This is a genomic window from Halopseudomonas sp. 4NH20-0008, assembly GCF_057548395.1.
Genome location: NZ_BAAJMD010000001.1, coordinates 288,855 through 308,814, shown reverse-complemented (window position 1 = coordinate 308,814; position 19,960 = coordinate 288,855). Strand labels below are relative to the sequence as shown.

19 protein-coding genes are annotated in these 19,960 nt (G+C 58.1%); 13 read left to right on the top strand and 6 right to left on the bottom strand.

Features of this window, described 5'->3' with window-relative positions; translation table 11 throughout:
• Nucleotides 1-62: 62 nt before the first annotated feature.
• A complete protein-coding gene (locus AC27HQ_RS01360) occupies nucleotides 63-716 on the bottom strand; it encodes a histidinol-phosphatase (protein ID WP_487154018.1) in 654 nt (217 codons plus the stop codon).
• A 132-nt stretch (nucleotides 717-848) separates the two neighbouring features.
• On the opposite strand from AC27HQ_RS01360, the gene AC27HQ_RS01355 reads away from it, so the two are divergent.
• Nucleotides 849-1,337 carry an RNA pyrophosphohydrolase gene (locus tag AC27HQ_RS01355; RefSeq protein WP_487154017.1) on the top strand — a complete coding sequence of 163 codons (489 nt, stop codon included), beginning with the start codon at nucleotides 849-851 and terminating at the stop codon, nucleotides 1,335-1,337.
• 5 nt (nucleotides 1,338-1,342) lie between these two features.
• A complete protein-coding gene (gene ptsP, locus AC27HQ_RS01350) occupies nucleotides 1,343-3,610 on the top strand; it encodes a phosphoenolpyruvate--protein phosphotransferase (RefSeq protein WP_487154190.1) in 2,268 nt (755 codons plus the stop codon).
• Here ptsP and AC27HQ_RS01345 read toward each other — a convergent pair.
• A complete protein-coding gene (locus AC27HQ_RS01345; RefSeq protein ID WP_487154016.1) occupies nucleotides 3,598-4,359 on the bottom strand; it encodes an NRDE family protein in 762 nt (253 codons plus the stop codon). The two genes, ptsP and AC27HQ_RS01345, sit on opposite strands and share 13 nt — an antisense overlap.
• Before the next feature lie 257 nt (nucleotides 4,360-4,616).
• Between AC27HQ_RS01345 and AC27HQ_RS01340 the strand changes: the two genes are divergently transcribed.
• From AC27HQ_RS01340 to AC27HQ_RS01325, 4 genes are read left to right on the top strand one after another with little or no spacing between them, the layout of a single operon-like run.
• Nucleotides 4,617-5,399 carry a sulfite exporter TauE/SafE family protein gene (locus AC27HQ_RS01340; protein ID WP_487154015.1) on the top strand — a complete coding sequence of 261 codons (783 nt, stop codon included), beginning with the start codon at nucleotides 4,617-4,619 and terminating at the stop codon, nucleotides 5,397-5,399.
• 9 nt (nucleotides 5,400-5,408) lie between these two features.
• Complete coding sequence (gene lgt / locus AC27HQ_RS01335; RefSeq protein ID WP_487154014.1) at nucleotides 5,409-6,203, top strand: prolipoprotein diacylglyceryl transferase; 795 nt, start codon at nucleotides 5,409-5,411, stop codon at nucleotides 6,201-6,203.
• The gene (locus AC27HQ_RS01330; protein WP_487154013.1) at nucleotides 6,200-6,994 is read left to right on the top strand and encodes a thymidylate synthase; all 795 of its coding nucleotides are present in this window, start codon (nucleotides 6,200-6,202) and stop codon (nucleotides 6,992-6,994) included. The genes lgt and AC27HQ_RS01330 overlap by 4 nt, the downstream gene beginning before the upstream one ends.
• Nucleotides 6,991-7,506, top strand: coding sequence for a dihydrofolate reductase (locus AC27HQ_RS01325; protein ID WP_487154012.1), 516 nt, complete (start codon nucleotides 6,991-6,993; stop codon nucleotides 7,504-7,506). Before AC27HQ_RS01330 ends, AC27HQ_RS01325 begins: the two co-directional genes overlap by 4 nt.
• Here AC27HQ_RS01325 and AC27HQ_RS01320 read toward each other — a convergent pair.
• Together AC27HQ_RS01320 and ilvD are read right to left on the bottom strand one after the other, a co-directional pair.
• Nucleotides 7,479-9,152: a putative bifunctional diguanylate cyclase/phosphodiesterase gene (locus tag AC27HQ_RS01320; RefSeq protein ID WP_487154011.1), complete on the bottom strand. Its 1,674-nt coding sequence runs from the start codon at nucleotides 9,150-9,152 to the stop codon at nucleotides 7,479-7,481. The two genes, AC27HQ_RS01325 and AC27HQ_RS01320, sit on opposite strands and share 28 nt — an antisense overlap.
• Before the next feature lie 269 nt (nucleotides 9,153-9,421).
• Nucleotides 9,422-11,260, bottom strand: a complete 1,839-nt coding sequence (gene ilvD / locus AC27HQ_RS01315; protein WP_487154010.1) for a dihydroxy-acid dehydratase — start codon at nucleotides 11,258-11,260, stop codon at nucleotides 9,422-9,424.
• Nucleotides 11,261-11,487: 227 nt separating this feature from the next.
• Between ilvD and AC27HQ_RS01310 the strand changes: the two genes are divergently transcribed.
• The 6 genes from AC27HQ_RS01310 to yghU all read left to right on the top strand — a co-directional run bounded on the left by AC27HQ_RS01310 (nucleotide 11,488) and on the right by yghU (nucleotide 16,822).
• Complete coding sequence (locus AC27HQ_RS01310; RefSeq protein ID WP_487154009.1) at nucleotides 11,488-11,667, top strand: DUF2292 domain-containing protein; 180 nt, start codon at nucleotides 11,488-11,490, stop codon at nucleotides 11,665-11,667.
• A gap of 221 nt (nucleotides 11,668-11,888) precedes the next feature.
• Nucleotides 11,889-12,908 carry a sulfate ABC transporter substrate-binding protein gene (locus tag AC27HQ_RS01305; RefSeq protein WP_487154008.1) on the top strand — a complete coding sequence of 340 codons (1,020 nt, stop codon included), beginning with the start codon at nucleotides 11,889-11,891 and terminating at the stop codon, nucleotides 12,906-12,908.
• 58 nt (nucleotides 12,909-12,966) lie between these two features.
• Entirely contained in the window at nucleotides 12,967-13,794 is an 828-nt protein-coding gene (gene cysT, locus AC27HQ_RS01300; protein ID WP_487154007.1) for a sulfate ABC transporter permease subunit CysT, read from the top strand.
• A 13-nt stretch (nucleotides 13,795-13,807) separates the two neighbouring features.
• Nucleotides 13,808-14,701, top strand: coding sequence for a sulfate ABC transporter permease subunit CysW (gene cysW / locus AC27HQ_RS01295; RefSeq protein WP_487154006.1), 894 nt, complete (start codon nucleotides 13,808-13,810; stop codon nucleotides 14,699-14,701).
• 77 nt (nucleotides 14,702-14,778) lie between these two features.
• Nucleotides 14,779-15,858 (top strand): sulfate/molybdate ABC transporter ATP-binding protein, encoded by a 1,080-nt coding sequence (locus tag AC27HQ_RS01290; protein ID WP_487154005.1) that lies wholly within the window; start codon nucleotides 14,779-14,781, stop codon nucleotides 15,856-15,858.
• A gap of 112 nt (nucleotides 15,859-15,970) precedes the next feature.
• Nucleotides 15,971-16,822 carry a glutathione-dependent disulfide-bond oxidoreductase gene (yghU, locus tag AC27HQ_RS01285; RefSeq protein WP_487154004.1) on the top strand — a complete coding sequence of 284 codons (852 nt, stop codon included), beginning with the start codon at nucleotides 15,971-15,973 and terminating at the stop codon, nucleotides 16,820-16,822.
• 25 nt (nucleotides 16,823-16,847) lie between these two features.
• Here yghU and rrtA read toward each other — a convergent pair whose 3' ends face one another.
• Together rrtA and rhlP are read right to left on the bottom strand one after the other, a co-directional pair.
• On the bottom strand, nucleotides 16,848-17,456 hold the full coding sequence (gene rrtA / locus AC27HQ_RS01280) for a rhombosortase (protein ID WP_487154003.1): 609 nt from the start codon (nucleotides 17,454-17,456) through the stop codon (nucleotides 16,848-16,850).
• On the bottom strand, nucleotides 17,423-18,268 hold the full coding sequence (rhlP, locus tag AC27HQ_RS01275; RefSeq protein ID WP_487154002.1) for a rhombotarget lipoprotein: 846 nt from the start codon (nucleotides 18,266-18,268) through the stop codon (nucleotides 17,423-17,425). The genes rrtA and rhlP overlap by 34 nt, the downstream gene beginning before the upstream one ends.
• Nucleotides 18,269-18,565: 297 nt before the next feature.
• On the opposite strand from rhlP, the gene chrA reads away from it, so the two are divergent.
• Nucleotides 18,566-19,930, top strand: coding sequence for a chromate efflux transporter (gene chrA / locus AC27HQ_RS01270; protein ID WP_487154001.1), 1,365 nt, complete (start codon nucleotides 18,566-18,568; stop codon nucleotides 19,928-19,930).
• The last annotated feature ends 30 nt before the right edge of the window (nucleotides 19,931-19,960 follow it).

Sequence of the window (19,960 nt, the reverse complement as noted above, 5' to 3'; positions counted from 1 at the left end):
GCATCATCGAACACGAATCTATCTTTTGCTTGAGGCTTGAGGCTTGTAGCTTGCGGCTGTTTTTAGCGCAGGCTGACGACCCGCCATCCCAGCGCTTCGGCGTGCGCGCGGAGCACCTCGTCCGGATCAACGGCAACCGGGTTGTCGACCATGTTCAGCAGTGGCAGGTCGTTCTGCGAGTCACTGTAGAACCAGCTGCCTTCAAGTTGTTGACCGTTCTCCATCAGCCAGCGCTCAAGACGTGTCACCTTGCCTTCACGGAAGCAGGGTATATCGGTAGTGCGGCCGGTATAGCGTCCGTCGACCCGCTCGCACTCGGTGGCCAGCAGGATGTCGATGCCCAGACGCGCCGCGATCGGGCCGGTGATAAAACGGTTGGTGGCGGTGATGATCATCAGCGTATCCCCGGCCTGGCGATGCTGGTCAATCAAGGCCAGGGCCTTGGGCAGAATGATCGGTTCGATGCGCTCGGCCATGAACTGAGCATGCCAGGCTCGCAATTGTTCCGGCGGATGTTCGGCCAGCAGTTGCAGACAGAAATTCAGGTACACCTGAATATCCAGACGCCCTGCCAGATAGTCATTGAAGAAGGCGTCGTTGCGGGCCTTGTACTGGTCGGCATCAACAATGCCATGGGCCACGATAAATTCACCCCAGGCATGATCGCTGTCACCGCCAAGCAGGGTATTGTCCAGGTCAAAAATCGCCAGTGCCACGCCGTTTCTCCAGTCTATGCAGTGCGAGGTTGACTAGCATAATGCAGCATGCCATTACCTGCTACGATGCAATTGCCGCTGCGCGCGTCTTTGTGGAACAATGCCTTGCATACGCACTGAAGGATACTGGCCGTGATAGACCCTGATGGTTTTCGCCCTAATGTAGGCATTATCTTGACCAATGGGTCAGGACAGGTGCTATGGGCGCGCCGTATAGGGCAGGATGCCTGGCAGTTTCCCCAGGGCGGCATTCAGCGTAATGAAACGCCTGAGCAGGCGCTGTACCGCGAATTGCACGAAGAAGTCGGCCTGCTACCCGAGGATGTCGAGGTGCTGGCCTGCACCCGCGGCTGGTTGCGCTATCGCTTGCCGCAGCGGCTGATCCGCAATCACTCCCAACCGGTGTGTGTCGGCCAGAAGCAGAAATGGTTCCTGCTGCGTCTGACCGCCGATGAGCAGCGGGTCTGCATGACCAAGTCAGGCAAGCCCGAGTTCGATGGCTGGCGCTGGGTCAGCTACTGGTATCCCCTCGGCCAGGTTGTGGCCTTCAAACGCGATGTCTATCGTAAGGCGATGAAAGAACTGGCCCCGCGTTTGCCCCTCGGCGATCAGGTGCTCTGATGAGTATGCTCAACACGCTGCGGCGCATCGTCCAGGAGGTCAACTCAGCCAAGGATCTGTCTGCGGCGCTGGATATCATTGTGCAGCGCGTGCGTGAGGCCATGGGCACCGAAGTCTGCTCGGTTTATCTGCTTGATCCGGATGTGTCGCGTTATGTGCTGATGGCCACTGAAGGTCTGAACAAGGACGCGGTAGGCGTGGTCAGTCTGGCCAGCAATGAAGGCCTGATCGGTTATGTGGGCGCCCGCGAGGAGCCCGTCAACCTGCAGGATGCCGCTGCCCATCCGCGTTTTCGTTACTTTGCCGAGACCGGCGAAGAGCGCTATGCCTCGTTCCTTGGTGTGCCGATCATTCACCACCGTCGGGTCATGGGTGTGCTGGTCGTGCAGCAGAAGGAACGCCGCGAATTTGATGAAGGTGAAGAATCCTTTCTGGTGACCATGAGCGCGCAATTGGCCGGGGTGATTGCCCATGCTGAGGCAACCGGCTCGATCCATGGTCTGGGCTGGGCTGGCGAGGCCGTTCAGGATACCCGTTTTGATGCGGTGCCCGGTGCCCCCGGCGTAGCCATAGGCCAGGCCGTGGTGATTCTGCCGCCGGCCGACCTCAAGGCCGTACCGGACAAAACAGTTGAGGATATCGACGCCGAGCTGCAGTTGTTTTCCAATGCCCTGGAAGCCGTGCGCAGCGATATGCAGGGCATGTCGGCGAAACTGGCGACGCAGTTGCGCCCGGAAGAGCTGGCCCTGTTCGACGTCTATCTGATGATGCTTGATGATGCGGCTTTGGGTAACGAGGTCAGACAGGTCATCCGTAAAGGCCAGTGGGCTCAGGGTGCCCTGCGTGAAGTGGTCAATGCGCATATTGGCCGCTTCGAGATGATGGACGATCCATACCTGCGTGAGCGCGCTTCAGACGTCAAGGATCTCGGTCGGCGACTGCTGGCGTATTTGCAGGAGGCCGGCAAGCAGGACCGCGTGTTCCCGGATCAGACCATCCTGGTCAGTGAGGAGCTGTCGCCGGTCATGCTGGGTGAAGTGCCCAAGGAAAAGCTGGTGGGCCTGGTCTCGGTCCTCGGCTCCGGCAGTTCACACGTCGCGATTCTGGCCAGGGCCATGGGTATTCCCACCGTGATGGGGGCAGTTGATCTGCCTTACACGCGCATGGACGGGCTTGAGCTGATTGTCGACGGCAACCACGGCGAAGTGTATTCCAACCCCTCGCAGGAGTTGCGACGCCACTATATGGAGTTGGTGCGCGAAGAGCTGGAACTGGTGCAGGGGCTGGAGAAACTGCGTGATGTGCCCTGCGTCACCACCGATGGCCACCGTATGCCGCTGTGGGTGAATACCGGTTTGCTGGCTGACGTAGCGCGCTCGCTGGATCGCGGCGCAGAGGGCGTGGGGCTGTACCGCACCGAAGTGCCTTTCATGATTCAGGACCGGTTCCCCAGTGAGAAGGAGCAGCAGGCTACTTATCGGGAGCAACTGAGTGCCTTCCATCCTCTGCCGGTGACCATGCGCAGCCTGGATATCGGTGGCGACAAGGCCCTGACCTATTTTCCGATCAAGGAAGACAACCCCTTCCTCGGTTGGCGCGGCATCCGGGTAACCCTGGATCACCCGGAAATCTTTCTGGTGCAAACCCGTGCGATGCTCAAGGCCAGTCAGGGGCTGAACAATCTTCGCATCATGCTGCCGATGATCAGCAGTGTGTATGAAGTCGAGGAAGCGCTGCATCTGATTCACCGTGCTCACAGCGAGATCCTTGATGAGGGTATCGATGTGCCGATGCCACCTGTGGGGGTGATGATTGAAGTGCCGGCCGCGGTCTATCAGGCCCGTGAGCTGGCCCAGATGGTCGATTTTTTATCCGTGGGAACCAACGACCTGACCCAGTATCTGCTGGCGGTGGATCGCAATAATCCGCGTGTAGCCGACCTCTATCACTCGCTGCATCCAGCGGTGCTGCAGGCTCTGATCAAGATCGCCGTCGCCTGCCGTGAAGCGGGCAAGCCCATGAGTGTCTGTGGCGAAATGGCCGGCGATCCGGCCTCGGCGGTGTTGTTGATGGCCATGGGTTGTGACGTGCTGTCGATGAATGCCACCAACCTGCCCAAGGTCAAATGGCTGTTGCGGCAGATCAGTCTGGTGGATGCCAAGGCGCTGCTGGATGAAGTGATCGAAATCGACAATCCGCACCTGGTACAAAGCACCCTGCATCTGGCCCTGAGCAATATGGGGCTGGAGAAGGTGCTGCGTCAGGGCCGCTGAACCCGTTCCAGCAGCCAGCAGTTTTCCCCCAGCGCTGTGCCATTTGGTCCGAAACACCGCTCCGTGAAGGTGATCTCATCTTTGCTTAGGCGCAGCAGACTGCTGGCCCGGGTGCCGTATGTGTCGCCGAGAATAAACCGGGCTGACAGCAGGCGTTCCCACTCCAGACTGACGCCGGTAGCGGGCAGACGTTCATCGGCATAGGTATCGGTATTGCCGAGCAGGTCCAGCAGGCTGGCCGGATCATCGTTCAGGTGGGCCGCTAGTGCGTTACGCAGATCCAGAAGTTTTGGCCAGGGGCTGTCCAGGGACGCGTTGCTAAGGCCATAGATGCCGGGTGGCAGCTGCCGTGGTCGGGCTTCCAGGCTGTTCAGGTGCCAGAGTTGCTGGCAGTCGCCCACCAGTAGGTTGAAACCACTGTATAAATGCCCCTCTGCCGCGATGCGCTGCAGGTAGGCTTCTGGTGACTGGTCGGAGGCGAGGTAGTCAAGTGCCAGGTGCCCGCGGGAACGCGTGCCCACGGGACCCCCGGGTTGGCGAACATTGGTCAGCGCGGCAAAGCGACCCTGACGGGTGACGCCAAGCCAGGTGCCACCGGCCTCCAGATCCTTGCCCGCCAACAGATCCGGCAGGCCCTCTGCTTGCCAGAAGCCAGCTTGGCGGCTGGGCCGGGCATGGAATTCATCACGGTTTCCCAGCAGGGTCAGTGGATGTTCACCGATTTGCCAGGCAAAGGCCATCAGACACATGGGTATCTCCTTTCTCTGCCTTGAGTGTACGTATTTTTCGCTCGGTTGTCGGTGTCTGATCGGTCTGGCGAGGATGATCCTGGATTGGCGCATGTGAAAATCCTGTCGCCTGGCAGGTATTCAGGCTGTTGGGCGGAAAACCCAGGGTGATTTCGCGATGTGCGGAATTGGCCACGGCGGTATGAGACCCTCTGGCAAGATTTCCGTTACACTAGCGCCGCATATTCAAGCGCTGATCCGGCGTCTTCGGGGGTGTTGTGGAATTTCTGCTTTATCTGATTCTCGGTGGTTTTGCTGGCACCTTGGCCGGACTGTTTGGCGTCGGTGGCGGCATGATTATCGTGCCGGTGCTGGTCTACAGTTTTGCGTTACAAGGCTTTTCTGCCGAGGTGGCCACGCATATGGCGGTGGGGACGTCGCTGGCGACTATTGCCTTTACATCGATCAATGCCATTCGCGCGCATCATCTCAAGGGCGCGGTACGCTGGCCGCTGTTTGTCTGGATGACCCTGGGGATTGTCTTTGGTACTGTGCTCGGGGCCATGACGGCGGCGCAGATAGCCGGGCCGCTGTTGCAGAAAATCATCGGTGTTTTTGCCATTTGTATTGCCATTCAGATGGGCTTTGAATTGAAGCCTAAAGCCGAAAAAGCAGTGCCGGGCAAACTCATACTGACCTCCGCAGGCGGCGTGATAGGGTGGGCCTCGGCGATCTTTGGTATTGGCGGCGGTTCACTCACCGTGCCTTTCCTGGTCTGGCGCAGTGTTCCGATGCAACAGGCGGTAGCCACCTCGTCGGCCTGTGGCTTGCCGATAGCCATAGCCGGGGCACTGAGTTTTATCTGGACCGGCTGGGCCGCAGAGCCATTACCGGACTGGAGTCTGGGTTATGTGTATCTGCCTGCGCTGCTGGGTATCGCTGCGACCAGCATGCTGTTTGCCGGGTTTGGTGCCAGGCTGGCGCACCGGTTGTCGCAACGCTTGCTGAAACGCCTGTTCGCCCTGCTGTTGCTGGGTGTGGGTATCAATTTTCTCTTGTAGGGAGTGGTGATGCTGCCATATCCACAGATTGACCCGGTGGCACTGTCATTGGGGCCGGTGCAGATTCACTGGTACGGTTTGATGTATCTGATTGGTATTGGCGGGGCGTGGTGGCTGGCGCGTCGTCGTTTGGCCGATTTTGCTCCCGACTGGGATAGCGAGAAGCTCTCAGACCTGGTGTTCTGGGTGGCGCTGGGGGTTATCGCCGGCGGACGCCTGGGCTATGTCCTGTTCTATGAATTGGACGCCTATCTGAATGATCCCGCACTGATGCTGCAGGTCTGGAAGGGTGGCATGTCCTTTCACGGCGGGCTGATCGGCGTGCTGCTGGCGGTGGCCTGGTTTGCCCGTCGGCAAGGTGTGTCCTTTCTGGCACTGATGGACTTTATCGCGCCTATGGTGCCGATCGGTCTGGGTGCAGGACGGATCGGCAATTTCATCAATGCCGAACTCTGGGGCAAGGCAACCGACCTGCCCTGGGCCATGGTCTTTCCCACCGACCCGTTGCAGCTGGCGCGTCACCCATCCCAGCTGTACCAGTTTGCCCTTGAAGGTGTGGTGCTCTTTGCCATTCTCTGGATCTACTCCAGTAAGCCGCGCCCGACCATGTCGGTGATGGGGCTCTTCGGTATCTGCTATGGCGCATTTCGTTTTCTTGTCGAATTTGTCCGGGTGCCTGATGCGCAATTGGGTTATCTGGCCTTTGGCTGGTTGACCATGGGTCAGTTATTATCCTTGCCAATGATCTTGATTGGCGCTGCGCTGATGGTGTGGGCCTACCGTAAAGAGGGACGCAACGCGTGAAACAGTACCTGGATCTGATGCGCCATGTGCGCGATCACGGCACCTTCAAAGCTGACCGCACCGGCACTGGCACCTATAGTGTGTTCGGTTATCAGATGCGCTTTGATCTGGCCGAAGGCTTTCCGCTGGTGACCACCAAGAAGTGTCACCTGAAGTCCATCGTGCATGAGCTGCTATGGTTTTTGCAGGGTGATACCAACATCCGCTATCTCAAGGAAAACGGCGTATCGATCTGGGACGAGTGGGCGGATGAAGAGGGCAATCTGGGTCCGGTATACGGCTACCAGTGGCGTTCCTGGCCCGCGCCCAATGGCGAGTCGATTGACCAGATCAGCAAGTTGCTGGAGATGTTGCGGACCAATCCGGATTCACGCCGCTTGATTGTCTCAGCCTGGAACCCGGCGCTGGTGGATCAGATGGCGCTGCCGCCCTGTCATGCGTTGTTCCAGTTTTATGTGGCTGACGGCAAGCTGAGCTGCCAGCTATACCAGCGTTCGGCGGATATTTTCCTGGGTGTGCCGTTTAATATCGCCAGTTATGCCCTGTTGACCCTGATGGTGGCGCAGGTCTGTGGCTTCACACCCGGAGAATTCATCTGGACCGGTGGTGATTGTCATCTGTACAGCAATCACATGGAGCAGACCGAGCTGCAGCTGTCCCGTGAGCCCTATCCGATGCCGACCATGCGTCTTAACCCGGCGGTAACCGATTTGTTTGCCTTTACCTACGATGACTTCACCCTTGAAGGCTATCAGGCGCACCCGCATATCAAGGCACCGGTGGCGGTATGAGTCAGCCGCGTATTGCGCTGATTGCCGCCATGGGGCTGAACCGGGTGATCGGACGTGACAACCAGTTACCCTGGCATCTGCCGGAGGATCTCAAGTATTTTCGCGGCATGACCTGGGGCAAGCCCATTGTCATGGGCCGCAAGACCTTCGAATCACTCGGGCGACCGCTGCCGGGACGCACCAATATCGTTATCAGCAATCAGGGCGGGTTGCGTATTCCCGGCGCCTCAGTGCAGCCGAGTATCGAGGCGGCATTGGATCAGGCTGCTACGCAGGCGGCGCTGGATGGAGTTGACGAGATCATGGTGATTGGCGGTGAGACCCTGTACCGGCAGTTTCTCGATCGGGCTGATCGCCTGTATCTGACGCTGGTTGACGCCGAGCCGGAAGGGGACGCCTGGTTTCCGGTGGTGAATCCCGACGACTGGAGGTTGGTTGACGACCGGGCAGTGGCGGGCACCGCGGATTATCCGGCGCATCGTTATCAGATCCTGGACAGGGTCGCCGGCTGATTGATCACATCATCCAGGGTGCGCGGTCGGCCAATCCAATAGCCTTGCAGGTAGTCCCCGCCCCAACTTGAGAGCAACTCGGCGTACTGGGCGTTTTCCACGAAATTGGCGATCACTTGCTTGTCCATGCTGCGGGTCAGGCTGATCAGGTTGCGCATGTAGTTGGCTTGATCGGTGTCCTGCTCGGCCATACGCCGGGCATCCAGTTTGACGCCCTTGATCGGTAGTCTGGCCAGATAGCCAACGGCACCGTATTCCTCGCCAAAATGATCCAGCCAGATATCCACGCCCAGTGCGGCAATGGTCTTGCACAGCTTCTCGGCCTGGCTAGCATGCGTCAGCAGGGTGTCCTCGCGCAGTTCCACCTGAATGGCACTGGCGGGCACTTTGCTGCGCATCAGCAACTGCCGCAATTGGTCGGCAAAGCGCGGCTGCTTGAGCTCGCGATCACTCAGGTTGACCGACAGCCGGCAATCAATTCCGGCGTCGCGCCACTGCTTAACCGCTGTCAGCGCCTGGCCTATGACCCAGTGGCCCATGGGCAGAATCAGTCCACTGTGCTCGGCCAGCTTGAGGAAGGCATCGGGCGTCAGCAGCCCGAGCTGTGGGTGCTGCCAGCGCAGCAGCGCCTCCCAGGCTACCGTATGGCCCTGACGGGTATCGACTATGGGCTGATAATGCAAACGGAACTGACCTTCCAGCAGGCCGTGTCTGAGGCCCTGTTCGACATCCAGATTGTGCTGGGTCTGGGCTTCTTCATCAGGGCTGTAGAAACTGAAACCATTGCGCCCGCCGGCTTTGGCACGGTACAGGGCCTGATCAGCGTGGTTCAGCAGTTCGCTGGCCGAAGTGCCGTGCTGAGGAAAAGTGGCAATGCCGACACTGGCGGAAATCAGCAGGTGATGACCGTTCAAGGTAATCGGTTCGCTCAGTGTATGAATGATCTTGCTGGCGATCAGGGCGGCATCATTGGGGTCATGCAGATCATGCAGCAAGGCGACAAATTCATCGCCACCGATCCGGGTGATCAGATCAACATCCCGCATGCTGCGCCGCAGCCGGTTGGCGATCACCGCCAGCAGCAAGTCGCCCAGGCCATGGCCAAAGCTGTCGTTGATCTGCTTGAAATAGTCGAGGTCGATATACAGCAGGCCAAAGCGTGTGGGTGTGCGTTTGCTGCGTAACAGCAAGCGATCAAGCTCTTCTTCAAGCTGCGCGCGATTGCCCAGACCGGTAAGTGGGTCCTGTTTTGCCTGCAGTGCCAGCTTGCCACCCTGCTGTCGGCGAAAACCGGCGTGCAGCAGGGCGCGATTCAGGCTGGAGCTGGATAGCGTGTTGCGATGCAGTACGTCATCTGCACCGTCTTCCAGCGCTTGCTGGTCCTGCTCGTGGCCGGCCTGATCGCTGATCACCAGGCACAATGTCTGGCTGGACACGCGGCGCACATCGCGCAACAGGACGCTGTCATCAGGAATGATACAGGCAGTGTAATTGCCATTGGCCAGGCGATTGAGGGCTTCCTTCGGGCGCGTGCACACATCGACCAGCACGGGGTGGTCGATATCAGATTGGCACAGGGCAAGCAGCTGTTCGCGCTTGTCCGGGTCCATTTCAACCAGCAACAATCTGTGTGCAGTTGTATCCACTGGCGTCTATGCCCAATTGGAAGGGGTGTGGTGATATGACACTGTTATGCCATGAATGTTAACTCCGTCACAATATGGATGCCTGCACGCTGTAAGGCAAACGGTAGGTTTTACCGACAAATGGTTGATCAGAGGCTTGCATGTGCCGAGTGATTGACGTAATGCGGAGGGCGGTGGTTGCCCGACAGGAAACTGGCGCACTTTGTTAGTGCAGTACTGCTGAGATGTGAGGGAACCTGACGGCCGTGAGACCGTCAGGGCAGCAGGGATCAGTCCTCGAGCATGGCCTTGTTACGAACGGCACCCTTGTCGGCGCTGGTGGCCAGCAGGGCATAGGCCTTGAGGGCGGTGGTGACCTTGCGCGGACGTTTCTCAACCGGCTTCCAGCCTTTGGCGTCCTGCTCGATGCGGCGGTGAGCCAACTCCTCGTCGCTGACCAGCAGGTTGATGCTGCGGTTGGGAATGTCGATCAACACCTTGTCACCATCGCGCACCAGTCCAATGGCGCCGCCGGCAGCGGCCTCGGGCGAAGCATGCCCGATCGACAGACCGGAGGTGCCGCCGGAGAAGCGGCCATCGGTCAGCAGCGCGCAGTCCTTGCCCAGCCCCTTGGATTTCAGATAACTGGTCGGATAGAGCATTTCCTGCATGCCGGGACCGCCCTTGGGTCCCTCGTAGCGGATAATCACGATATCGCCGGCCTTGACCTCGTCAGCCAGAATCCCGCGCACCGCACTGTCCTGACTTTCATAGATCTTGGCGCTGCCTTCAAACACATGAATGGACTCATCCACGCCAGCGGTCTTAACCACGCAGCCATCCAGCGCGATGTTGCCGTACAGCACGGCAAGACCGCCTTCCTGTGAGTAAGCGTGCTCGACACTGCGGATACAGCCTTGCTCACGGTCCAGGTCCAGGGTGTCCCAGCGGGTGCTCTGACTGAATGCGGTCTGGGTTGGAATGCCCCCGGGACCTGCCTTGAAAAAGGTATGTACTGCTTCGTCACTGGTCTGGGTGATATCCCAGCGAGCAATGGCATCAGCCATGCTCGGGCTGTGCACCGTGGGTACATCGGTGTGCAGCAGCCCGCCGCGGGCTAGCGAGCCCAGAATCGAGAAAATGCCGCCAGCACGGTGCACATCTTCCATATGGTATTTCTGGATGTTCGGCGCCACCTTGCACAGCTGCGGTACCTTGCGTGAGAGCCGGTCGATATCACGCAGATCGAAGTCGATTTCAGCTTCCTGCGCGGCTGCCAGCAGGTGCAGTATGGTGTTGGTCGAGCCACCCATGGCGATATCCAGGGTCATGGCGTTCTCGAAGGCGCGGAAGTTGGCGATATTGCGCGGCAATACGCTCTCATCGCCCTCGGCATAATATTTTTTGCACAACTCGACTACGGTACGGCCCGCCTGCAGGAACAGCTGTTCGCGATCCGCATGGGTAGCCAGGGTCGAGCCATTGCCGGGCAGGGACAAGCCCAGCGCCTCGGTCAGGCAGTTCATCGAGTTGGCTGTGAACATCCCTGAGCAACTGCCGCAGGTGGGGCAGGCGCTGCGCTCGTATTCGGCCACGGTTTCATCGCTGACGCTGTCGTCGGCGGCCACGACCATGGCATCGACCAGATCCAGGCCGTGGCTGGCCAGCTTGGTCTTGCCCGCTTCCATTGGCCCACCGGAGACGAACACCACGGGGATATTCAGGCGCAGTGCGGCCATCAGCATGCCGGGTGTGATCTTGTCGCAGTTGGAGATACAGACGATGGCATCGGCACAGTGGGCGTTGACCATGTACTCCACCGAGTCGGCAATGATCTCGCGGCTGGGTAGCGAGTAGAGCATGCCATCGTGACCCATGGCGATACCGTCATCCACGGCAATGGTATTGAATTCCTTGGCTACACCGCCGGCCCTTTCAATTTCACGCGCCACCAGCTGGCCTAGATCCTTGAGGTGCACGTGACCGGGCACAAACTGGGTAAACGAGTTGGCGATGGCGATGATCGGCTTCTGGAAGTCCTCGTCCTTCATGCCGGTGGCGCGCCAAAGCGCGCGGGCGCCAGCCATATTGCGGCCAAATGTGGAGGTTTTCGAGCGGTAATCAGGCATGACAGTGATCTCGTTGGGCGTTGTCAAAGTTGACAAGCATATCAATTCGGCGTGGCAAGTGCAGCCAGTGCGCTGCTGCTTGACGCGATGAGCGTGTAGGGTAATCAATATATTCTTTATTGATCTAATAAAATAAAAAATCATTCTTTTAAAGAATATAAAGGTTCGGTTAGTATCCTCTCATCGACGCGCCAGTGCGTCGATCTGATAGCCCACGGAGCAGGACCATGACCGCAACATCACAACTCAATGCGGCTGTGGACGACGAGCGGGTAATTTCAGCCATTGCAGCGGCACTTAAAGATATTCAGTTTGGTGCCGTGGAAATTACCTTGCATAACGGTCAAGTAGTGCAGATCGAGCGGAAAGAAAAAATCCGCATTCAGCCACCGACCAAGGCGTCCTGATTGACCCGGCCACGGGAAGTGCCAAGTACCTTTTAACGACCTACCTCCCACCGACTGGCACCACCAGAGGTGTGAAGCTCAACTGACCATGGAGAATCCCATGCATGCTTTCACGCCTGCCAGAGCACGCTGTTGCCTGTGTAAAAGCACCCTCAGCCGGATGCGCTGATAAAACAGATTTGCCAACACGCTTATGACATGGCTTTTACAGAGTGCACGAAATGAAAAAACTGATTCGCAATACCCTGATAGTGGGTGGCCTGGCCACCCTATTTGCCACCCCCGCGCTGGCTCAGACCATTAACCTGCTGAACGTGTCCTACGACCCGACCCGTGAGTTTTACCGCGAATATAATGCGGCCTTCAGTCAGTACTGGCAGGAAACTAAAGGCCAGAGCGTCAACGTGCGTCAGTCTCATGGTGGCTCTGGCTCTCAGGCACGTTCTGTTATCGACGGTCTGGATGCCGATGTGGTGACCCTGGCGTTGGCCTACGATGTGGATGCCCTGCGGCAGAACGGTGAACTGATTCCCGAAGGCTGGCAGCAGCGTCTGGAACGCAATAGCTCACCCTATAGCTCGACCATCGTGTTGCTGGTGCGCAAGGGAAATCCCAAGAACATCCAGGACTGGGATGACCTTATCCGTGACGATGTTGAAGTGATTACCCCCAACCCTAAAACCTCGGGAGGGGCACGTTGGAACTACCTGGCGGCCTGGGGTTATGCGCTGCAGCAGAACGACGGTGACCAAGAGAAGGCTTATGAATTTGTCAGCCAGATCTATGCCAACGTGCCGGTGCTCGATCCGGCGGCCCGCGGTGCCACCAATACCTTTGTGCAACGGGGTATAGGTGATGCCTTTATCGCCTGGGAGAACGAGGCGTTTCTGGCAGTAGAACAGCTTGGTCAGGGTGAGTTTGAAATCGTCGTGCCCTCGGTAAGCATTTTGGCTGAGCCACCGGTTACGGTGGTGGACAAGAACGTTGACCGTAAAGGCACTCGCGAAGTTGCCCAGGCCTACCTTGAGTACCTCTACACCGATAAAGCCCAGCGTTTGGCGGGCAAGCATTATTACCGTCCAAGCGATCCGGACATCGCAGCCGAGTTTGCTGACCGCTTCCCTTCAGTCGATTTCTTCACTGTCGACGAGGTATTCGGCGGCTGGCAGAGCGCCCAGGATACGCACTTCAACGATGGCGGCAAGTTCGACAGCATCCTGGAATCCCTTTCCAGACGCTGATTGAGCCTGCTTTACCAACCCGGGCGATATACGCCCGGGATTCTGCTTGAGGTGATCTATGTTCGTGGCCAAAAGGCGTCGCGTTATACCCGGCTTCGGGTTGACGATGGGTTTTACGTTGTTCTATCTGAGTTTCATCTTTCTTATCCCGGTCGGAGGCTTGCTGTTATACACCTCCATGATGAGCTGGGACGAGTTCTGGAAAGCTGTCAGCCATCCGCAGGTGGTCGCGTCCTACAAGCTGTCCTTTGGCGCCTCACTCATAGGTGCAACCATCAACCTGGTGTTTGGTGGTCTGGTGGCCTGGGTGCTGGTGCGTTACCGCTTTCCAGGCAAGAAGATCATCGATGCCCTGGTTGATCTGCCCTTTGCACTGCCGACTGCCGTGGCTGGTATTGCGCTGGTGACCCTGTATGCCTCTACCGGCTGGGTCGGTCAGTATCTTGAGGTGGCCGGAATCAAGGTCGCCTATACCCAGCTGGGTGTGGTGGTTGCCCTGACCTATATCGGTTTGCCCTTTGTCGTGCGCACGGTACAGCCGGTACTGGAGGATCTGGAGGCCGAACGCGAAGAAGCCTCGGCCAGTCTCGGTGCCAGCCGCTTTACCACACTCCGCCGGGTGATCCTGCCGTCACTGCTGCCCGCCTTGATGACCGGCTACGCCCTGGCCTTTGCCCGCGCGGTCGGTGAATACGGGTCGGTGGTGTTTATCTCGGGAAATATGCCCTACCGCACGGAAATCACGCCCTTGCTGATCGTCGCCAAGACCGAGCAGTACGACTACAACGGTGCGGCGGCCATTGGCACGGTGATGTTACTGGCGGCCTTTGCTCTGCTGTTGTTGATCAACGGGTTGCAGTGGTGGACCTCGAAACGTGGCGTATGACCAGGAGAATCCCATGACAAGTAAAACAGGGGCCTATGAGGCTAATCCGGCGTTGGCTGCGCGTTGGCGTCGGGCCACGGAAGAGCCCACCTGGGTGCGCTGGACTCTGATCGGTATTGCGCTGAACTTCCTTGCGCTGTTTCTGGTCCTGCCGCTGGTTGTTGTGCTCTATGGCGCCTTCGAACAAGGTCTTAAGGTCTGGTTTGCCGCCATCAATGAACCCGATGCGCTGGCGGCGATTCGCCTGTCGCTGCTGGTTGTGGTGATTGTGGTGCCGATCAATATGGTTTTTGGCGTGGCGGCGGCCTGGGCGATTGCCAAGCACGAGTTTCGCGGCAAGCCGATACTGATTTCGCTGATCGACATGCCCTTTGCCATCTCGCCGGTCGTGGTGGGTCTGATCTTCGTGATTCTGTTCGGCTCACAGGGTTGGCTGGGGCCATGGCTGGCAGCCAATGATATACGCATCATCTTTGCCGTGCCCGGCATCATTATCGTGATTGCCTTTGGCACCATGCCCTTTATCGCCCGCGAGCTCATTCCGCTGATGCAGCAGCAGGGCAAGGAAGAGGAGGAAGCCTCGCTGACACTGGGGGCCAACGGCTGGAAGACCTTCTGGTATGTCACCCTGCCGAACATCAAATGGGGTCTGATCTACGGCATCATTCTGTGTAATGCCCGCGCCCTGGGCGAGTTTGGCGCGGTGGCAGTGGTTTCGGGGCGTATCCGCGGCGAGACCAACACCATGCCGCTGCATATCGAAGTGCTTTACAACGAATACATGTTTACTGCGGCCTTTGCCGTGTCGTCACTGCTGACCGGGCTGGCACTGGTAACCATTGCAATCAAGAGTCTTGTCGAGTGGCTGGATGAGCGTGGTCGAGAGGAGTCAGGTCGTGCCCATTGAATCCACAGCAGCATACCGCAGCGCTGCCGTGCAACATGTATCGATAAGCCAGACAGAATCAACCCTGAGGTTTTCCCATGAGCATTGAAATAGAACAGGTCAACAAACGCTTCGGCAATTTTGTTGCGGTTGATAACGTCAGCCTCACCCTGAATGACGGCGAGCTGACGGCCCTGCTTGGCCCCTCAGGCTCAGGCAAGACCACTTTACTGCGCATCATCGCCGGGCTTGAACAGCCCGACAGCGGGCGCATTCGCTTTCACGGTGAAGACACCACCGACCTGCATGTCAGTGATCGCGGCGTCGGCTTCGTATTCCAGCACTACGCCCTGTTCAAGCACATGAGCGTGTATGAGAACGTCGCCTACGGCCTGAGCGTCAAGCCGCGCAACCAGCGACCAAGCAAGGAGGTGATTCGCCAGAAGGTCATGCACCTGCTGGAAATGGTGCAGCTGGACTGGACCGCCGATCGCCTGCCGTCCCAACTGTCCGGTGGTCAGCGCCAGCGCATCGCCCTGGCCCGTGCCCTGGCGGTCGAGCCCAAGGTATTGCTGCTGGACGAACCCTTCGGTGCACTGGATGCCAAGGTACGCGCAGAACTGCGCCGCTGGTTGCGCCGCCTGCATGATGAAATTCACGTCACCAGCGTGTTCGTGACCCATGACCAGGAAGAGGCTCTCGAAGTTTCCGACCGCGTGGTCGTGATGAACAAGGGCCGGGTCGAGCAGGATGGCAGCCCGGAGGACGTCTACGACAATCCGGCCAACCCCTTCGTCTACCAGTTCCTGGGTAACGTCAACCTGTTCCATGCCCGCGTACATGATGGCGTGGCGCGCATCGGCGATGCCCAGTTCGACGCCCCCGAATACGCCGGGCAAGGTGACAGTCAGGCACTGGCCTATGTACGCCCACACGATATCGAAGTGCTGGGCAGTCGCAGTCATGGCGCCCTGCATGCCGAGATCGAACTGGTCTCGGTAGTGGGTCCCACAGTGCGGCTCGAACTGCGCACCGACAACAGCGCTGACGTCGTGCATGCCGAACTGTCGAAGAACCAGTTCAAGGCTCTCGGCCTGGTGCAGGGCGGCGATGCCTGGATACGCCCGGTCAATACCCGGGTGTTTCTGGAGGACGGCGAAATCAGCAGAGGCGACTGAGGTATCTGGGCGGGTAATCTTTCGAACGGGTAGAGGTAAACATTTATCCTGAAATCGGTCAGTATGGTCTGGTTATCCATGCTGACCAAGCCAGCAGAATCAGGGGAATGCAATGACCGACAACAGCTATACGCCACCCAAGGTATGGACATGGGACAAGGCCAGTGGTGGCCAGTTTGCCAATATCAACCGGCCGATTGCCGGGCCAACCCATGACAAGACCCTGCCAGTAGGTAAGCACCCGCTGCAGCTGTACTCACTAGCCACGCCCAACGGCGTCAAGGTCACCATCCTTCTGGAGGAGTTGCTGGCACTGGGTTTTGACGGTGCCGAATACGATGCCTGGTTGATCCGTATCAATGAGGGCGAGCAGTTCGGCAGCGGTTTTGTCGAGATCAATCCCAACTCGAAGATCCCGGCCTTGCTCGATCATAGCCAGAATCCACCGCTGCGCCTGTTCGAATCCGGCTCGATCATGCTGTATCTGGCTGACAAGTTCGGCGCCTTTATTCCCCAGGATATTGCCGGGCGCGCCGAGTGCCTGAACTGGCTATTCTGGCAGATGGGCAGCGCGCCTTTCCTGGGTGGCGGCTTTGGCCACTTCTACGCCTATGCCCCGGAAAAATACGAATACCCGATCAACCGCTATGCCATGGAGGTCAAACGACAGCTGGATGTACTCGACCGGCAGCTGGCCGAACAGCCTTTCATCGCCGGTGCCGAGTACAGCATTGCCGACATGGCGATCTGGCCCTGGTACGGCGGTGTGGTGACCAATCAGGTGTATGGCGCCGCTGAATTTCTGGAGGCTCACACCTATACCCACCTGCAGCGTTGGGTCAAGGAGATTGGCCAGCGCCCGGCGGTTCAGCGTGGGCGCATGGTCAATCGCACCTGGGGCGATGCGGCCGAGCAGTTGCCGGAGCGGCATGCGGCGAGTGATTTTGATGTGCTGAAAGGCTGATCAGGTAGCAAAGGCAGGGCGCTACTCAGCCAGAAGCCTTGGCTGCATGGCGCCTGGTCATATAGAACAGCACTGCGGTTAAGGCCCCGGCTGCATGGCTAGAACTCATGGTCTGTAGCTCTGCACCGTCAGTGGCGGCTAGGGAAAAGCCCGACCCCAGACTGTCGGCCAGTATCTTCAGGCTGATGACTAGCATCGCAACGCGGCTGAGCCATTTCAGCGATGGTTGGGTTGCGTGCAAATACAGGGCGCAGTAAAAAGCGTAGCCGTAGACCAGGCCTGACAGACCGCCATACCAGGCCATGTCAGGATGCAGAAGAAACAGCGTAGGGCCGATGACCAGCAACATCAATCCGGTAAGCTCGCACAGGCGTCGGCGGCTATGTGCTTCCATCAAGCCTGCTGTCAGCGCCAAGCCGAGCACATTGAAGATCAGATGTCGGCTGTTGAAGTGCACAAGGTGAGCCGATAGCAGCCGCCACACCTCGCCCTGTAGGACATTTGCCCGGTCATAAATGCACCAGGCGGCCAGTGGCGGCAGCATGTAAACCGCGATGCACAGGGCAGCAAAACCGCCTGTAATGAGAGGTAAGCGCCGGGTCACATTGCCGGGCGCCTGATGCGCCAAAGGCATCCGCCGGCCAGCAGCAGTAACAGCAGCAAGAACGCTGCATCGCTGCTACCGCTGCCGGTATAGCCGGGCTTGTGTATAACCTGATAATCGTCTGGCGTCTCCTTGAGTCTGTCCTGAAACAGAGCCAATTGCTGATTCAGATTGGTCACCAGATCGGCACTGGCATCACGGAAGCCCTGAGAGCTGTCTACGCGCAACTGCTCGGATTGGTTTACAGGTGTGGCGTTGCTCTTGATGTGACTGACGCCGGGCGCTCTGAACAACAGTTTGCGGCTTTGAATATCGTAGACAGCTGCATCCATCAATGTATGCGTGTCGTTCTTTTCGCCGCGGACCAGATAGGCGCCGATCAGCGTCCAATAGCTGATGGAGGCCAGACCCTCATCGGTAAACTGGGTCTGGTCGTAGGACAGCAGGGCGATGACGTCGACGCCAAACAGGCTGCGAATTTGCTCCAGATTGCTGAAGCTACCCTCTGTGCGCAGATAGCTGGAGGGGATAAGTTCAATCGAACGCACATAGTCAAGGGCTTCGAAGTGCGAGGCTACCGCAGTCTGAAGTTCAAGCTTGTCGCGTTCAGTAAGGCTGTCATGACCATGGCTGCCATCCGGGACAAAGGCGACACCGACGCGAAGAGGCAGCTCAAGTCGAGGTACGCTGGCAACGTCGATATGCTCATTCTTGTCTGGGTACAGATAGGAAACTACGCTGCTGCTGCGATGCTTGCTGGTACCCAAAGCACAGCCGGCAAGCAGGGTGATCATTGAAACAATCAGAAGATGACGGAGCGTCGTGATCCCTGTTTTTTTCATCTTTGCATTCCTTGTGCCTAGAAAAGATACTCGCTGAAATGGGTTGAAGCCCATCATTATGACCACGGTATTGCCGTGCGGTTCGTGGCCGACGAAGCGCAGCCTGTTATTTACCTTGTAGTGTCATTTGTTGCGGGCATAATCCGGGACGCTCGCATGCGGTTTTTCCGCGCACTACGGTCTGATACGAATTCAGCTGGCCTGAGGTTTTCTGATGCACATTGGTGAGTTCTGTTGTTTCTTCTACAGTGGTGTGCAGGCTGGTGGCCAGGGTCAAATCGTCTTGAGAGAGGCGTTATGAAAGGCAATCAGTCGGAAAATCGGCCCCATGGGCTGCAAACAGATGCTCAATCTGTGCCTTTTTATCAGGCTTTTCTGTTCTGGCTGAAGCTTGGGTTGATCAGTTTTGGTGGACCAGCTGGCCAGATTGCGATCATGCATCAGGAGCTGGTCGAAAAACGTCGCTGGATTTCCGAGCGGCGTTTTTTGCATGCATTGAACTACTGCATGCTGCTGCCGGGTCCAGAAGCCCAGCAGTTGGCTATCTATATCGGCTGGCTGCTGCATCGTACCTGGGGCGGGATTGTCGCTGGGGTGTTGTTTGTCCTGCCCTCGCTGTTCATCCTGATCGCCCTGGCTTGGATCTATATCGCTTACGGCGATGTGCCTCTGGTGGCGGGTATCTTCTACGGTATCAAGCCTGCGGTGACGGCCATCGTGTTCCAGGCGGCCTGGCGGATTGGCGGCAAGGTGTTGAAGAACCACTGGTTGTGGGCAATAGCAGTGGCGGCGTTTGTCGGGATCTTCTTTTTAAACCTGCCGTTCCCGCTGATTGTACTGGGCGCTGGCCTGATTGGCTTTATCGGTGGACGCTATGCTCCTGAGTACTTTCAGCCGGGCGGTGGCCATGATGCCAAAGGAACAGCCGATGAGACTGCGGTGATCGGCGACAATACTCCCACACCAGAGCATGCACGTTTCACCTGGTACCGCCTGGCGCGCTTGTTGGCTGTGGGCGCCTTGCTCTGGCTGGTGCCTATGCTGGTCCTGTTTATGCTGTTTGGTTGGAACGGTACCTTGACGCAGATGGGCTGGTTTTTTACCAAGGCCGCCCTGCTGACCTTTGGTGGTGCCTATGCGGTGTTGCCTTATGTCTATCAAGGTGCTGTCAGTGGTTATGGCTGGGTTACGCCCGCACACATGATTGATGGCCTGGCGCTGGGCGAATCCACACCGGGTCCGCTGATCATGGTGGTGGCTTTTGTTGCCTTTATCGGTGGCTATGTACTTGAGGTATTCGGCCAGGATCAGGCGTTTCTGGCTGGTGCGGTAGCGGCCATCTTGGTTACCTGGTTTACCTTTCTGCCGTCCTTCCTGTTTATTCTCGGCGGTGGCCCGCTGGTGGAGTCGACCCACGGTCAGCTGGGTTTTACTTCACCACTAACGGGTATTACCGCTGCGGTGGTGGGCGTGATTGTCAATCTGGCGTTGTTTTTTGCTTATCACGTGCTCTGGCCTGAAGGCTTTGATGCTGCGCCGGACTGGCCTTCGGCGGTTATTGCGCTAAGTGCTGCGGTGCTGCTGTTTGGTTTCAAACTGTCGGTGATGAAGACGCTGGGCTTATGTGCACTGGCGGGGTTGGTTGCCCATCTACTCTTTTAGGGCCGGTTTTCACGTTCAGCCCAAGCCGGG